The following is a 15,020-nucleotide window of genomic DNA, read 5'->3' as shown; positions in this document are numbered from 1 at the left end:
TCAACAAACCTGTCATCTCGCTTATTCACATGTGTACAACCATGACAACGGAAGCACCGGAGAAGCCGAAGAATTATAATCCATAAGGGCAACGACCCAGTCGAGGAGCTAGAATCGGCCTCCACCCCTTGAGAGGTAGAACGAAGGAATGTAAGGGCATAGACCCAGCGTGACATGGGAGGGTAAACCCCGAGGGCGGATGTGGAGATCCACTGTGCGATCATACCTTTTTATCCACAGTCTGGAAACTGGTGATTGCAGGCTCTATTCCCGCCACAGCCCTTACAGAAATATTTGTATCTCCTTCAATCTTCCGACAAGAGCTTTAAGATGTCAAAGTTAAAAAACAGAGAATGAGCGAGAAAACAGGAGAAAACATTACTTTATAGTGGGAGGTTTTTTTATGACGCAAGCGGAGCTTCGAGAGGTATGGAGCACCCGAATCAATGACTACCGGGCTAGTGGAGAGCGCGTCGCGACCTGGTGCGAACGTCATCAGGTTACGCCGCGCCAGCTTTGGTATTGGATGCGGAAATTGAAAGGGGAAGATGAGCCAAAACAAGCAACCAACAAACCGCAGTGGGTTCCCCTTCAAGTGAAAGAATCGACATCCGACACAGCATCGCCCTTGCTTGTGAAAGTTGGTTCGGCAAGCATTGAGATCAGATCCGGCTTTGATCCATCCCTGCTTGCGGATGTGGTCAAGGTGTTGAAAACCTTATGTTAAGCGAGATTCAGGCAGATCGGGTGTACCTCGCTTGCGGCAGCACGGATATGCGCAAGTCCATTGACGGACTCGCTGTCCTGGTCAAGGAGGGATTTCATCTCGATCCGTTTTCATCTGCGCTGTTTGTCTTTTGCAACAGACAGCGAGACAAACTGAAAATCCTTTATTGGGAGCATAACGGATTCTGGCTCTACTACCGTCGGTTGGAGCGTGGCAAGTTCCGCTGGCCGACAGATGCGAGCGCTGCGCCGATGAAAATGACCCGACGTGAGCTGCGCTGGCTGCTCGATGGGTTGTCACTTGAACAACACCAAGAACATCCGGAGGTGACGGCCCGCACAGTCATTTGAGCCTATTTTCCAAACAAGGGCACAGGATATTCCTGCTCAGTTGTCGAATCAAACAAGTATGAAAAAAACAAGTGAAACGCCCCACATTACAATGGAACATCTGCAGGACCGTTGCCTCGAACTGGAGCAGCAAAACGCCGAGCTCATGGCCAAACTCAAATGGTACGAGGAGCAGTTCCGACTGGCCCAGCAAAAACGTTTCGGTGCCTCCAGCGAGAAGACGCATCCGGATCAACTGGAGCTGAACCTGTTCAACGAAGCCGAGATGCTGGCGACTCCTGCCGCTCAGGAACCGGATGTAGAAACGGTTACGTACAGCCGTAAAAAGTCTGCTGGCCGCAAATCCAAGCTGGACCAGTTCCCCGTGGAAACGGTCCTCTATGAACTGCCGAAAACGGAGCAAGTTTGCGCATGCTGCGGAGGTCCTCTCCACGAGATGAGTACCGAGACCCGTAACGAAATCACGGTCATCCCGGCAGAAGTGAAAGTCGTGCGTCATGTTCGCCAGGTGTATGCTTGCCGCCGCTGTGAACGAGAGGAAATTCGCACACCCATCGTCACGGCTCCGATGCCAGAGCCTGTCTACCCCGGAAGCCTCTCTTCTCCTTCGAGTATGGCGTATGTCATGACGCAGAAGTACGTGGACAGCCAACCGTTGTACAGACAGGAGCAACAGTTTGCCCGCATGGGTCTGACGATCTCGCGGCAGACGCTGGCGAATTGGATGATCTACGGGGCAGAGCAGTGGCTCTCCCTGCTGACAGACCGCATGCGGGAGCATCTGCTGAACCAGGATATTCTGCACGCCGACGAAACGACGCTGCAGGTATTGCGCGAGCCTGGCCGATCCGCAGAGACGCAGTCCTATTTGTGGTTGTACCGGACAGGCCGCATGGGTCCGCCCATCGTGCTCTACGATTACCGGACAACGCGCGGCGGTGAGCATCCCCGGAACTTTCTGACGGGGTTTGGCGGCTATCTTCACGTGGACGGCTATGCCGGTTACCACAAGGTGAAGGATGTCACCCTCGTTGGATGCTGGGCACATGCGCGTCGCAAGTTTGACGAGGCGTTGAAGGCGCTGCCCGCCTCCCAAGACAAAAACGAAACAGCAGCTCAGCAAGGGCTTCAGTTCTGCAACCAGCTCTTTGCCATTGAACGGGAACTGAAGGACGTGACACCAGAGGAACGCTATACCGTCCGAATGGAGCGAAGCAAGCCCATTTTGGACGCTTATTTGGCATGGTTGCGTCAGCAACGCCCCCGAACGCTTCCCAAAAGTCTGCTGGGGCAGGCGATTGCCTACAGCCTGAATCAGTGGGACAAGCTGACGGCGTTTTTGCAGGATGGGCGGCTCGAGATTGACAACAACCGCAGCGAGCGGTCGATGAAGCCGTTTGTGATCGGACGAAAGAATTGGCTGTTCGCCAATACGCCTCGCGGTGCAAAGGCGAGCGCAATCATCTACAGTGTCATCGAAACAGCAAAGGAGAATGGACTGAACCCGTTCAAGTACTTGACGTACCTATTCGAACAACTCCCACAGCTTCCCGATCTGAAAAATCCAGAAACCCTGGATAGTTTGCTGCCTTGGTCGCCGTGGTTACCGCTAACTTGCAACGTGTTCAACTCTTGACCCCAGCATAGACCAGCCCTCATCTTGGCAACAAGGTGGGGGCTATTTGACGCTTACGATATGCATACGGTTATGGTTGGTTTCACGTGTCTGGGTCTGGTAAAGCTGTTTGTTGACTAGAGCAGCCACTACCTTTACTTCTGAAGCCTTCACTAAAGACAACAACTCTTCCACCACTTTGAAGCGTTGGCGATCCGATAAGTTATAGTAGAAATTTTCACCGTCAATAAACGCCTTTCCGTGGATTTCAAACTTTTTAAAAAAGTCGATATGTGGAAACTGCTCAGCGGGTATGCCGTGAATGGTGGCCTTTATATCTTTTTCCAGATTGTCTTTGATTTTCTGGACCTCATGATGCAAATGCACCTGGTAATGGATGGGGACCAGGATGCCCGCGTAGCAGAGAACGGGTTGATTTCTCATATCATTGAAGCCGTTGTTTCCTGATTCATCTGTGTAAAATCCGTATAAAGTCACATCTGCTCCTACTTTCCATTGCGACATAAATTGATTATAGCAAACGAAGAAATAAGAGCGGGGGTGGGGTTATTTCATCATTACTGTGTTTAAACGTAATGATTACGATTTGTCTTGACAAGCGAAAGAGCATTGCGTTAGCATGTTTATTAAATCGTAATAATTACGTTTTGTAGCGCAAAGGAGATCAGCTTATGACCGATAAAAGAATCCCGGTAACCGTCCTGAGCGGCTATCTGGGGGCAGGAAAAACAACATTGCTCAATCACGTCTTGAACAATCGGGAAGGCATGCGCGTCGCCGTCATCGTCAACGACCTCAGCGAAGTGAATGTGGATGGCACATTGGTAGCGCAAGGAGGGGGCGTTTCCCGCGTAGACGAGAAGGTCGTGGAAATGTCGAACGGCTGCATCTGCTGTACGCTGCGCGAGGATTTGCTGACAGAAGTGGAGCGGCTGGCGCGCGAAGGACGGTATGACTACATACTGATCGAATCGACGGGGATCGGCGAGCCTGTTCCTGTCGCCCAGACCTTTACGTATGTCGACGAGGAAAACGGCATCAACCTGTCTGCCTTGACCCGGCTGGACACGATGGTGACGGTCGTAGATGTGTACCGTTTCTGGCATGACTTTTCCTCGGGAGAAAGTCTTCTGGACAGGGATCAGGCAGTGGGGGAGGACGATACTCGGGAAGTGGTCGACCTGTTGATCGATCAGATCGAGTTTTGCGACGTCCTCATTTTGAATAAATGCGACCGGGTAGACCCGGAAGAGCTGGAGCAACTGGAGGCAGTGCTGCGCAAATTGCAGCCAAAGGCCCGCTTTATTCGGGCGGTGCGTGGACAGGTGGACCCGCATGAGATTTTGAATACGGGACTGTTTGATTTTGAAACGGCCAGCCAGTCGGCAGGATGGATCGCCGAGCTGCAAAAAGAAGAGCATACGCCAGAGACGGACGAGTACGGCATTTCTTCCTTCGTCTATCGTGCGCGCAGGCCGTTTCACCCCGAGCGGTTTGGCGAGTGGCTGTCGGCCTGGCCGGAGGATGTCGTGCGGGCCAAAGGCTTTTTCTGGCTGGCGACGCGCAACGATCTGGCTATGACGCTCAGCCAGGCAGGGCCTTCGATCGAGGTCGGTACGGCAGGCTTTTGGGCGGCTGCGCTGCCTGCCGAGGAAAGGCAAGCGCTGTTGGCGGAAGAACCAGATTTGCAGCGCGCCTGGGACCCGGAGCACGGGGACAGGATGACAGAGCTTGTGTTCATCGGCATCGGCCTGGACCGGGAAGCGGTGACAGAGCAGTTGGATGCTTGTCTCTTGACGGATGAGGAGTACCGTTCGGACTGGGCCAAGCTGCCTGACCCGCTACCCACTTCCAGCACCGTCGTAGAGATGCAAGTGTAAGACAAAAAGGAGGAAATCGACATGCGCGTCAACATTACGCTGCAATGCACCGAAACAGGAGATCGCAACTACATCACGACCAAAAACAAGCGAACCAATCCGGAGCGGCTGGAGCTGAAAAAGTATTCGCCCCGCCTGAAGCGCCATACATTGCATCGGGAAACGAAGTAGACGACGAAAAGCTCTCCCTTGGCAGCATGTTGCTGTGGGAGAGCTTTTTTGGCGGGGAAGGGCAGGCAAGTGGGGCAATGGAACGGCAGTCGAGTTGGCAGTGGAGCCACAACCAAGCCGACTGTGCAGCCGCAACCGAACTAACTCCGAAAGCCAACCAACCACCTGCCCCCACGCCCCAGTCCTCATGAACCGCTCCGACTAGCCCAAATCCGCATAACCTGCTCAGCCGCCTGCTCCAGAAGCGCCGCGCTGTCCCGCATGGACTCATCCAGCGTCATCGGCCGATTGGCGATGCTGACGACGGCGGTGACGCCTTTTTCATACAACGCTTCGATCCCTTCGCCGATGGAACCCGCCAGCACGATGACGGGGATGCCGAATTGCTGCGCGAGCTGGGCTACGCCGCACGGAGTTTTTCCTTGGGCGGTTTGCACGTCCACCTGGCCTTCTCCGGTGATGACGAGATCGGCGCCCTGCATGGCGCAAGCGAGGCGGGTTGTCTCCATGACAATCTGAATCCCCGCCCGCAGCTCGCCGCCGAGAAAGGCGAGAAGCGCCCCTGCCACACCGCCCGCAGCGCCTGTTCCCGGCAGATCGTGAATGGCGATTCCCCGGCTTTTCTCCATCACGTCTGCAAAATGGCGCAAATGCTCGTCCAGCGCGAGCGCCATTTCCGGGGTGGCCCCTTTTTGCGGGCCGAATACGTGGGAAGCGCCGTTTGGACCGACAAACGGGTTGGTGACGTCGCAGGCGATGACAAACTGACATTCAGCGAGCCGCTTGTCTTTTTGGCTGCAATCAATGCGGCTCAGGCGGGAAAGCTCTCCCCCGCCAAAGGGCAAGGGCTGATCGGCCTGGTCGAGCAGCCTGTAGCCCAAAGCTTGCAGCATGCCCGCGCCGCCATCGTTCGTAGCGCTGCCGCCGAGGCCGAGAATAAAGCGGCGGCAGCCCAGGTCGAGGCCAGCTACGATCAGTTGCCCGAAGCCGTAGGTAGTGGTGCGAAGCGGGTTGCGCTCCGCTTTGGAGATGAGATACAGGCCGGAAGAGGCAGCCAGCTCGATCACGCAGGTAACGCCGTCGCCGAGAATGCCGAACTCGGCGGCAACAGGTCGGCCGAGCGGGTCTTTGACGGTGGCCGTCATGATTTTCCCATCAGTCGCGTCGACAAGGCATTGCAGCGTACCTTCTCCGCCGTCTGCCATCGGTTTGGCGACGATATCGGCGTGCGGATCGGCGCGACGTATGCCTGCGCGAATCGCTTCGCTGACTTGCTTGGCAGTGAGGCTTCCTTTGAAAGAGTCCGGCGCTACGACGACTTTCATGCCGGGCACCCTCCTTTGCATGGTCTGATCCTTTTCGACAGCAGCGAAAAAAAGCTCCTGCGTGTTCGGGAACCATTTTTCTCCATCATAAACCGAAACGGCACAGATTGCGAAGGATGTCCAAATGAAAAAGGCTGCTCCAACGTCATCTGACGTGGAACAGCCCGGCTTGTCGCCTATGCGTTCTTTTTCATCAAAAGTTGCTCTTCCTGCGTGTTTTTGTCCGCGAACAGCCATTTCATCATCGGCGGGGTGACAATCGTCGTCACCAGAACCACGACAATCAGGACGGCAAACATGTCGTCAGACAGCAGGTTGTTTTCCAAACCAATCGCCGCGATAATCAGCGCCACTTCGCCACGCGATATCATGGCAGCGCCGATGGCGAGCGAATTTTTCCAAGGGAAGCCGGTGAGTTTTGCGCCGATGGCACCGCCGACCAGCTTGGAAACAATGGCGATCACGCTCAACATCGCAATCAGCCACAGATTTTCCACGATCCCGGAAAATTGGGCGGTGACGCCGATCGAGGTGAAGAAGACGGGCACAAAGACGGCGTAGCTGATCGTTTCTACCTTGTGGGTGATTTCTTGCTTGTAGCCGGTGAGGCTGATCGCGACACCCGCAATATAGGAGCCGATAATGGCGGCAACGCCCGTGTACTCGGCAAAGTAAGCGAACAGGAAGCAAATAATCAGGGCTGCGGAGATCACGGACTCGCTGACTTGCAGCGGCGCGAATTTACGCAACACCCACGGGACGACTTTCCAGGACAGCAAGATCACGATTGCGAAAAACGCGAGCTTTTTCGCAATGACCAGGCCGAGGTTCACATCGCCGCCAGCGAAGCTCATCAAAAACGCCAGCGCCAAAATGACGAGCACGTCGTCAATGACGGCAGCCCCCATGATAGTTGCGCCCTCTCTCGATTTTAGCTTGCCCAACTCTTTCAGCGTCTGTACAGAGATGCTTACGCTGGTGGCCGAGAGCAACAGTCCCAAAAAGAGAGCCTCAAACAAAGAAAGCCCCATCGTAATCCCGGCGACGTAGCCGAGTGCCAAAGGCGCGATGATGCCGGCCACGCCAACGCTGGTGGAGGACTTCGCGGTGCGCTTGAACTCGTCGATATCGGTTTCCAGTCCGGCGATGAACATGAGCAGGATGACGCCGATCTGGCTGATTTCTTTCAAAATTTCCGTGTCGGTCACCAGCCCGAGCACGGTTGGGCCGAGCACGATCCCGATCAGCAGTTTCCCCAAAACGGACGGCTGTCCGAGGCGCACGCTGATGTCTCCGGCGATTTTGGAGGCGATCAGGATGACAGCCAGTTGAAAAATAAGCATGCGGTTTCCCCCTTTAATCTGTGTGTAAGATGCAAAAAGAGCCCGTAATCACGGGGTTTTCTTTTTGTCGGCTGAAAAAAGACAAAAAGAACCCTATGATGACAGGCTCCTCCATTAACAAAGCGAATATTCATTTGCGTTATGATGACATTTTAACATAGCGCCCGTAAAAAGTAAAGAAACGCTTGCGGGCTGGTCGTGTGCATGTCATGATGAGAAGCAAAAACAGGAGGCGAGCGATGGTGAAAATCAGCAAGCATAATGCGGAGCACTACATATGGGGCGACCACTGCGACGGCTGGCATCTGGTCAAGGGGACGGAGCTGAGCGTCATTTTTGAGCGGATGCCGGGAGAAACGGCTGAGGTGCGCCACTACCACGAGCGCTCCCGCCAATTTTTCTTTGTGCTCTCTGGACAGGCTGTTCTGGAGGTGGAGGGCGTTCGCCACGAGATCGGCCCGCAGGAAGGAGTAGAAGTGCCGCCGGGAGCACGGCATCAGATGAAAAACGAGAGCGGCGAAGACGTGGAGTTTCTCGTCATTTCGCAACCGACCACGCGGGGAGATCGCATCCAGGTGGAGTAGCCGGTTTGGCGAGGGCGAGGCAGCAGCGAGCGGGGAAAGGGCAGGAAAAGCACTAGCGAGCGCATGAAAAGGAAAAGACTCCTCTCCTGCCTCAGCCTACCTGCTCTTCGCCCCTTTATGCCAAAACAAAAAGCCTGACTGTCATCAGAAACAGATGGTATTATCCCCTCATGGTAGACAGTGAAAAAAGACCTCATGGTATGATGAGATCAACACTGTTGACCGGAGGGGATTTTCTTATGCCGCCACGTAAAGGGCAAAAACAGCAGCAATATGACGAAGCAACGAAGAGCGAAGCAGTACGTTTGCGGGTTGAGGAGCATTGGAGCTACCCAATGATAATGGAGAAATTAGGCATTAAAAGTAAGACGCAGATTCGGGAGTGGGTACAGAAACGGCAAAACGGTGAAACGTTTGAAGACTATAGAGGGCGATGGATCAAGAAGTATTTCAGCAGTCTAGAGGAAGAGAACAACTACTTGAAAGCGCAGGTCGAATACCTAAAAAAGCTCAATCCAAATCTACACGGGGAGGGAAGTTGGATAAGCAAACCCGGTTTAGGACGATCGAAGAAATGAGTCGCAAGTACGCTGTGGTCATGCTATGCGAAATAGCGGAGGTCTCCCGGGCGGGCTACTACAAGTGGAAGGCGACGGAGAAGGTTCGTAAGGTACGTGTGGAGCAGGATGCCGACCTAAAGGAACATATACTGGCAATTCACCGCATTCGCCCATACTTTGGGTATAAACGAATGCGCACGGCTCTACGCAAAGAGGGACTACAAGTAAATACGAAGAAAGTTCGCCGACTGATGCGAGAATTGGGCATCCGCTCAGTGATCCGCAAAAAGCGTCCATTTGCCGGCCGCAAGCCCTCCATCGTGTTCAACAATGTCCTTAATCGCCAGTTCGCTGCGGACGAGGCTAGAAAGAAATATGTAACCGATATTACCTATATTCGAGTCGTCGATGACTTCATTTATCTGTCCGTGGTCCTGGATCTGTATAATAACGAAACGGTTGCTTGGGAAGTGTCGGAGAGAAACGATCTTGATCTTGTGCTGTCTACGGTGAAGCAACTGGGTAATGGAGATGCGATCCTGCACTCCGACCAAGGATTCCAGTACACTACCAAGACATACGCAAATCTGTTGCAAGAACAAGGGCTAACCGGAAGCCATTCCAGACGGGGGAACTGCTTCGACAACGCTTGTGTTGAATCGTTTTTTTCACACCTGAAGACGGAAAAGTTGTATCTGGAGAAACCAAGAGATATAGCTCACGCTCGCAAACTGATCGCTGAATACATCGAATTCTACAATACAGAACGGTTCCAGAAAAAACTCGGCGACCTCTCCCCAGTCCAATACCGGGAATCGATCGCCGCTTAAGATAGCGTCTTTTTTTAGTGTCTACTTGACGGGGCTATGACCACAGACAGCCAGGCTTATTACTTTTTTCCGCCCAAAAACGGCGTGCTTATTTCCAGTTAACGAAATCGGACATTTGCGCGAAAGCGTCTGCCAAAGCGTGCAGGCTTTCTCCGGTCTGGTAAGCGAAAAGCGGCAAACCTACCACAAACAACAAAGCTTCTCCGATGTACTTGGCGATCATATGATCTACCTCCTTTTGGATTTTGTTCAAACAGCCAGATCCAAAAGGGAGCGGTATGTATCCTTGTCGCCATTCGCATGCCGCGCGCGCCGGAGCATGCGGAAGCGCAGCGGTTGCCTTGCTGCCATCGGATAAGTCTCAACCAGGCAAGGATTGATGGAAGGTCGATAGGTGTCACTGGAACTCCAACGAAACGCCTGTATTTGCGGGCGATGACAACGTCTGAGACAAAAAGCAGACGTAAAGCAGCCCACAAAAAGGGCGAGCAAGGCGAAGAAATCCTCCAGCGAAAGCAGCAACAGCATATCTTCCATGGCGATTCCCCTCCTTTCGTACCCATCATTCTACTCTTGTTCACATCATCAGGCAATACGTAAAAGAAGGGAGATTGCTTCTGGTCGGAATCGCTGCACTATTTGAGTTGGCCGATAGACAGGTTGACGCGGTAGTTGCCAAAGGGCAGGAGGTCGTCCAAAAAGCGGTTTAAGGCGGTGTGGTCCGCGACGTTGATTTTCAGCGTGTAGCAGCCGTCCCCGCTAATGCGATGAGCTTCGATGACTTCGCTGCGGCTTGCGACGAAGCGGGCAAAGCTCGAATGGTCGGTCGTCTTCATGAACATCGTGACCATCGCGGTGAGCGAAGGAGTCAGCTTGGCCTCGTCGACGATGGTCGTGTAGCCGATAATGACGCCTTGCTCCTCCAGTCTTCTGATCCGGTTGCCGACGGCTTGCCCGCTCAGATGGACCTGCTCGCCGATGTCTTTCCATAAAAGACGGCTGTTTTGACGCAGCAAAGCCAGAATGGCATGGTCGGTTTGGTCGAGCATGAAAATCTCCTTTCGCGGTGAAAGTGAGGCGCCGGATTTGTTTCGCGGCTACCTGCGTGCGTCTTTTACAATAAAAGCAAGTTACCACGATTATACGCCTGCGATTGGAGGAAAGAGAAGACATGCACATCCAACTTGTTCGACATGCTACGCTCAAAGTGACCTACGGCGGCCGCACGTTTTTGATCGACCCGATGTTCAGCGCGGCGGGGGAGCTGTCTGCTGTGCCAAATACGCCGAATCAGCGAGCGAATCCGCTGGTGGAGCTGCCTTTTTCCACGGAAGAAGTGCTGGATGGTGTGGAGGCGGTTTTGGTGACGCATACGCACAGAGATCATCTGGACGAAAAAGCACTCCGCTTGCTGCCCGCCGACCTGCCTGTTTTTTGCCAGCCGCCGGATGCGGACATGCTGCACCAGGAGGGCTTTTCCCATGTAAACGCGATCGAAAGCGAGCAGGAATGGCAAGGAATTCGCCTCTACCGCACAGGCGGAAGGCACGGGACAGGCGAGATCGGGAAACAGATGGGGCCAGTGTCCGGCTTTGTGTTGCAGGCACCTGGCGTGCCGACGCTGTACGTGGCAGGGGATACGGTCTGGTGTGCCGAGGTGGAGGAGGCCATCGGGCGGTTTGCTCCCGACGTGATTGTCGTGTTTGCCGGAGCGGCCCAGTTTTTGGCAGGTGATCCGATCACCATGACGGGGGAGGACATCGCTCTTGTAGCGGCCGCCGCACCGGACAGCCACCTGTTCGTTGCGCACATGGAGACGTGGAATCACTGCCTGTTGTCACGCGCCGAGCTGCATAAGTTTTTGGCGAAAAGAAAGCTTCAGGACCGCGTGCGGATACCCGCAGATGGAGAGAGAATCGCCTACCCTGCTCCCCGGTAAAATCCCGACGGAAAAAGACAGATACAGCAGCTTCGCGAACGGGCGGAGCTGCTTTTTTTCGTACGGTCATTTTTCGGGCTGGTCCAGCATTTGACAAATCGAATCTCACGTAATAAACTGTTTTTACGTAAATGATTAATGTCATGAGGTGTTGTTGTGGCGCACGAACAGCTTGAAACGTATGTTGTCGAGACGCCGGAGCAGGCGATGGCGCTGTTGAATCCGCTCAGGGCGGAGATTTTGAGCCGACTGGTGGAGCCTGCTTCAGCGGCAGAAGTGGCGCGGGGAATCAACGAGATTCCACAGCGCGTCAATTATCACCTGAAGGCTTTGGAAAAAGTCGGGCTGGTCAGACGGGTGGGAAGTCGGCAAGTCCGCAATCTGGTCGAGGTGCTGTATTTGGCAATCGCCCGGACTTACGTGCTCTCCGAAGGGCTGAACTGGGCGAACGACACGGTGCAGCAGATGAAGGACCAGGGGGCTTTGTCGCATTTGATCCATACGGCGGAGCGGATCAAGCGCGATGCCCTGTTCTTGCTGGAGCGCTCGGATCAGGAAAAAGAAATTCCGAGTGCCACACTCGATACCAGCATTCGCCTCGCCAGCGCGGAGGAGCGGAGCGCTTTTGTCGAGGAATACGTGCAGTTGGTGAATCAGTTGGTCAAAAAGTATCAGACAGCAGCGCAGGGGCAGGAGACGTATCAGGTCATTCTCGCGGTTTATCCAAAAGAAGGAGGCGATCAGTCATGAAGGCTGAAGCCAAAGCAGCAGGCCAACCAAGGCCAGTCGTCGTGTGGGAAAGTCGGACCGAATCAAAGCGGGGCAATGTCATTGCGCTGCCTGCGAGAGACGGCGGCAGCGACGCTGTCGACAGGGAAGCCGCTGTGACCGCGTGGACAGTGGGGCCAAGCGACAACCCGGCTATCGTCACGCAAGTCTCCTCCGGGTTTGGCAAAAGCAAGGCGGCTGTTGCGACGCCACAGGCCAACAGCATGAGGCTGGCAGCGTAATCCATTCCATCCGTGAACAAATAATAAAGGAGGGTTTTGCATGAATCTGATTCCGGTAGTGGTGGAGCAGACGAGTTATGGAGAGCGTTCGTACGATATTTACTCCCGTTTGCTGAAAGACCGCATCATTTTTCTGGGCAGCGCCATTGACGACCAGGTTGCGAATGCGGTGGTGGCCCAACTGCTGTTTCTTGCGGCGGAAGACCCGAAAAAAGACATCCATCTGTACATCAACTCGCCTGGCGGCTCGGTGACAGCGGGAATGGCGATCATCGACACGATGCAGTTCGTCGCCCCGGACGTGTCCACAATTTGCACGGGAATGGCGGCCTCCATGGGCGCGATGCTGCTGGTAGCGGGAGCGCCGGGCAAACGCTACGCCCTGCCAAACGCGGAAGTCATGATTCATCAGCCGTGGGGCGGCAGCCAGGGGCAGGCGAGCGACATCAAGATCGCCGCAGAGCGAATCCTCAAGCATCGCAGCATGCTCTACTCGATTATCTCGGAGCGTACAGGCAAGCCAGTCGAGAAAATCGAAAAAGATGCCGACCGCGACTACTTCATGTCGGCAGCCGAAGCGCTTGAATACGGCTTGATTGATAAAGTAATCGAAAAGCTGTAGCCGATAAAAAGATCATATGCTTGCAACGCATCCACGGACTGCTCCGCGGGTGCTTTTTCTTTTTGGCAAGCAATGGTGCATGAATTTTCCGACTAGTTTAGGGCCGATGGCGACGGGGAAAGAAAAAGGGTGGCAGCCGAGTATTTTCGACATAAATTTGTTTATTTCGACAGAAAGAGGCGCTCTGATGAAGATTAGAACGAAATTTATTCTCGCTTTTGGCGTGATTTTGGCCATCATGTTTAGCTCAGGTACATATATGTATATTCATACGAAAACATTGAAAGCTGCTTATGAAGAAATGCTCGATGACGGGGACCTTTTGACCGACTTGCGGGAGATGCAGTTTACGATCACGGGCCGAAACAATGACGAGCGCGGGTATTTGCTCACCGGAGACGAGGAATTTCGCGAGGAACTGAAGGAAAAGGCGGGCAAAGTGGAAGCCTTGTTCCAAAAAATGAACGAGTATGAGGACATTACCGCCAAGCAAAAAGAGACGCTGCAAAAAGCGCAGCAGCTATACGAGGCATATTTGGCGGCGAGCAACAAAGCGGTAGAAGCGCTTGACCAAGGCAAGCGGGAAGAGGCGCTGAGCCATCATTTCGGCATCGAGCGCCAATCGCGGAAGACGCTCGACTCGACGGTGAGCGGACTGATGGAGGACGTGCGCCAGGAAAAAGAGGCGGACACGCAGGAGCTGGCAGCGCAGGAAGCTGTGTCTGTGAACATTCAGATTGCGTTTAGTGTCGCGGGCTTTCTCATCGCTTTCGTAATCGGGGGACTGCTGGTTCGGGCGATCATTCGTCCGCTGAACCGGGTGAATGCCCAGCTTGCGGCCATAGCGGACGGAGAAGGCGACCTGACCCATGAGCTTACGGTATCATCCAACGATGAGATCGGACAGTTAGCTGCGTCGTTCAATCGGATGCTGGCGAATCTGCGCCAGCTCGTTTCGCTCATTCGCGGGCACGCCCAGCAGGTAGCGGCGGCGGCAGAGCAGTTGACGGCCAGCTCGGAGCAGACGAGCAAAGCGACCGAGCAGATCGCAGAAACGATTCAGGAAATGGCAGCAGGTGCGGACACACAGTCGCATCAAGTAGAAGAGGGCGACAAGGAAGTGCAGGAAATGGCTGCGGGCATCGAGCGTATTGCCGCCCGCGCCCAAAACGTTTCCGCTGCCGCGATGAACGCCTCAGAGCTGGCTACTGGCGGAACCCGGACGGTTCAGCTTGCGGTGGAGCAGATGAATGGCGTAGGCGAGACTATGGAGCAGCTTGCGCATGCAGTCAGCGGACTGGGAAGCCGTTCCGAGCAAATCGGGCAAATTGTCGAGGTCATCACGCAAATCGCTGGTCAGACGAACCTGCTGGCGCTCAATGCCGCGATCGAGGCGGCACGGGCGGGTGAGCAGGGCAGAGGCTTTGCGGTTGTCGCCGATGAAGTGCGAAAGCTGGCCGAGCAGGCTTCCGCGTCCGCTCAGGAGATCACGCAACTGGTTACGGCCATACGCGCAGAGACGCTCGAAGCAGTCTCGTCCATGCAAAAAGGCTCGCAAGAAGTGGCGGCCGGGATGGAGGGCGTAGCGCAGGCAGGCGAAGTCTTTTCGCATATTCGCGATGCCGTTGTCGGCGTGGCAAACGACGTGGAAAATGTCTCGGCCGCTTCCCGCGTCCTGACCGAGAGCACAGGAAAAGTCGCGTCGTCGATGGAACTGATCGCCTCCGTCACGCAAACGGCCGTGACACGGACGCTGGATGTGTCCGCCGCCACCGAACAGCAGTTGGCCTCCATGCAGGAAATCCACTCTTCGGCGGCCTCGCTGGCCAATCTCGCAGAGGATTTGGAGAAGTTAATCAGCCGTTTCAAGGCGTGAGGATAAGGGAGTAGCTGGAAAGCGGAAAAGCCACTTGCAGGCGTGAACAACCTGCGGGTGGCTTTTTTGACGGGCAAGACGACGAGGGAGCCGGGACAGCGGAGAGAGTCGGGTAAGCTGAGGGGGCGGGGCAAGCTGATAGAGTTGGGCCAGCGGAGAGGGCCGAG

The 15,020-nt window shown here is 54.7% G+C and carries 18 protein-coding genes; 12 read left to right on the top strand and 6 right to left on the bottom strand.

Features of this window, described 5'->3' with window-relative positions; genetic code table 11:
- Positions 1 to 403: 403 nt before the first annotated feature.
- The 3 genes from tnpA to tnpC are packed head-to-tail and all read left to right on the top strand — an operon-like array spanning position 404 to position 2,713.
- On the top strand, positions 404 to 727 hold the full coding sequence (gene tnpA / locus BA6348_RS00440) for an IS66 family insertion sequence element accessory protein TnpA (RefSeq protein ID WP_005837493.1): 324 nt from the start codon (positions 404 to 406) through the stop codon (positions 725 to 727).
- The gene (gene tnpB / locus BA6348_RS00435) at positions 721 to 1,077 is read left to right on the top strand and encodes an IS66 family insertion sequence element accessory protein TnpB (protein WP_122953521.1); all 357 of its coding nucleotides are present in this window, start codon (positions 721 to 723) and stop codon (positions 1,075 to 1,077) included. The genes tnpA and tnpB overlap by 7 nt, the downstream gene beginning before the upstream one ends.
- Positions 1,078 to 1,135: 58 nt before the next feature.
- Positions 1,136 to 2,713, top strand: coding sequence for an IS66 family transposase (tnpC, locus tag BA6348_RS00430; protein ID WP_129552146.1), 1,578 nt, complete (start codon positions 1,136 to 1,138; stop codon positions 2,711 to 2,713).
- A 42-nt stretch (positions 2,714 to 2,755) separates the two neighbouring features.
- On the opposite strand, the gene BA6348_RS00425 is transcribed toward tnpC, so the two are convergent.
- Positions 2,756 to 3,190 carry a DUF3800 domain-containing protein gene (locus BA6348_RS00425; RefSeq protein ID WP_242507431.1) on the bottom strand — a complete coding sequence of 145 codons (435 nt, stop codon included), beginning with the start codon at positions 3,188 to 3,190 and terminating at the stop codon, positions 2,756 to 2,758.
- Between the two features lie 194 nt (positions 3,191 to 3,384).
- Between BA6348_RS00425 and BA6348_RS00420 the strand changes: the two genes are divergently transcribed.
- Both BA6348_RS00420 and rpmG read left to right on the top strand, forming a co-directional pair.
- Complete coding sequence (locus tag BA6348_RS00420) at positions 3,385 to 4,593, top strand: GTP-binding protein (protein WP_025845781.1); 1,209 nt, start codon at positions 3,385 to 3,387, stop codon at positions 4,591 to 4,593.
- A gap of 21 nt (positions 4,594 to 4,614) precedes the next feature.
- Entirely contained in the window at positions 4,615 to 4,764 is a 150-nt protein-coding gene (gene rpmG / locus BA6348_RS00415; protein ID WP_005833307.1) for a 50S ribosomal protein L33, read from the top strand.
- Positions 4,765 to 4,949: 185 nt separating this feature from the next.
- Here rpmG and BA6348_RS00410 read toward each other — a convergent pair whose 3' ends face one another.
- Both BA6348_RS00410 and BA6348_RS00405 read right to left on the bottom strand, forming a co-directional pair.
- Entirely contained in the window at positions 4,950 to 6,089 is a 1,140-nt protein-coding gene (locus BA6348_RS00410) for a glycerate kinase (RefSeq protein WP_026558295.1), read from the bottom strand.
- Positions 6,090 to 6,265: 176 nt separating this feature from the next.
- A complete protein-coding gene (locus tag BA6348_RS00405) occupies positions 6,266 to 7,432 on the bottom strand; it encodes a cation:proton antiporter (RefSeq protein WP_005833311.1) in 1,167 nt (388 codons plus the stop codon).
- A gap of 239 nt (positions 7,433 to 7,671) precedes the next feature.
- On the opposite strand from BA6348_RS00405, the gene BA6348_RS00400 reads away from it, so the two are divergent.
- On the top strand, positions 7,672 to 8,016 hold the full coding sequence (locus tag BA6348_RS00400) for a cupin domain-containing protein (protein ID WP_122953340.1): 345 nt from the start codon (positions 7,672 to 7,674) through the stop codon (positions 8,014 to 8,016).
- 239 nt (positions 8,017 to 8,255) lie between these two features.
- A protein-coding gene (locus tag BA6348_RS00395) for an IS3 family transposase (RefSeq protein WP_369750415.1) occupies positions 8,256 to 9,406 on the top strand; the annotation gives its coding sequence in 2 pieces (ribosomal slippage) (positions 8,256 to 8,514 and positions 8,514 to 9,406; 1,152 coding nt in all).
- Between the two features lie 88 nt (positions 9,407 to 9,494).
- Here BA6348_RS00395 and BA6348_RS27605 read toward each other — a convergent pair.
- The 3 genes from BA6348_RS27605 to BA6348_RS00385 all read right to left on the bottom strand — a co-directional run bounded on the left by BA6348_RS27605 (position 9,495) and on the right by BA6348_RS00385 (position 10,455).
- Positions 9,495 to 9,629 (bottom strand): hypothetical protein, encoded by a 135-nt coding sequence (locus tag BA6348_RS27605; protein ID WP_005833986.1) that lies wholly within the window; start codon positions 9,627 to 9,629, stop codon positions 9,495 to 9,497.
- Positions 9,630 to 9,655: 26 nt separating this feature from the next.
- Positions 9,656 to 9,943 carry a hypothetical protein gene (locus BA6348_RS00390; protein WP_007780905.1) on the bottom strand — a complete coding sequence of 96 codons (288 nt, stop codon included), beginning with the start codon at positions 9,941 to 9,943 and terminating at the stop codon, positions 9,656 to 9,658.
- Between the two features lie 98 nt (positions 9,944 to 10,041).
- Positions 10,042 to 10,455 carry an Lrp/AsnC family transcriptional regulator gene (locus tag BA6348_RS00385; RefSeq protein ID WP_122953212.1) on the bottom strand — a complete coding sequence of 138 codons (414 nt, stop codon included), beginning with the start codon at positions 10,453 to 10,455 and terminating at the stop codon, positions 10,042 to 10,044.
- Positions 10,456 to 10,577: 122 nt separating this feature from the next.
- Between BA6348_RS00385 and BA6348_RS00380 the strand changes: the two genes are divergently transcribed.
- The 5 genes from BA6348_RS00380 (at position 10,578) to BA6348_RS00360 (ending at position 14,853) form a co-directional block, all read left to right on the top strand.
- Positions 10,578 to 11,345, top strand: coding sequence for an MBL fold metallo-hydrolase (locus tag BA6348_RS00380; RefSeq protein ID WP_122953213.1), 768 nt, complete (start codon positions 10,578 to 10,580; stop codon positions 11,343 to 11,345).
- 156 nt (positions 11,346 to 11,501) lie between these two features.
- Positions 11,502 to 12,095: a winged helix-turn-helix domain-containing protein gene (locus tag BA6348_RS00375; protein ID WP_122953214.1), complete on the top strand. Its 594-nt coding sequence runs from the start codon at positions 11,502 to 11,504 to the stop codon at positions 12,093 to 12,095.
- On the top strand, positions 12,092 to 12,355 hold the full coding sequence (locus BA6348_RS00370; protein WP_026558292.1) for a hypothetical protein: 264 nt from the start codon (positions 12,092 to 12,094) through the stop codon (positions 12,353 to 12,355). Before BA6348_RS00375 ends, BA6348_RS00370 begins: the two co-directional genes overlap by 4 nt.
- 40 nt (positions 12,356 to 12,395) lie before the next feature.
- Positions 12,396 to 12,977, top strand: coding sequence for an ATP-dependent Clp endopeptidase proteolytic subunit ClpP (gene clpP, locus BA6348_RS00365; RefSeq protein WP_025845767.1), 582 nt, complete (start codon positions 12,396 to 12,398; stop codon positions 12,975 to 12,977).
- Between the two features lie 187 nt (positions 12,978 to 13,164).
- Positions 13,165 to 14,853: a methyl-accepting chemotaxis protein gene (locus BA6348_RS00360; RefSeq protein ID WP_122953215.1), complete on the top strand. Its 1,689-nt coding sequence runs from the start codon at positions 13,165 to 13,167 to the stop codon at positions 14,851 to 14,853.
- Positions 14,854 to 15,020: the final 167 nt, after the last annotated feature.

It is taken from the genome of Brevibacillus agri (assembly GCF_004117055.1).
GTDB classification, from domain to species: Bacteria; Bacillota; Bacilli; order Brevibacillales; family Brevibacillaceae; genus Brevibacillus; species Brevibacillus agri.
Note: the sequence above shows the minus strand (reverse complement) of the source record. Positions and strands in the feature narration are given on the sequence as shown.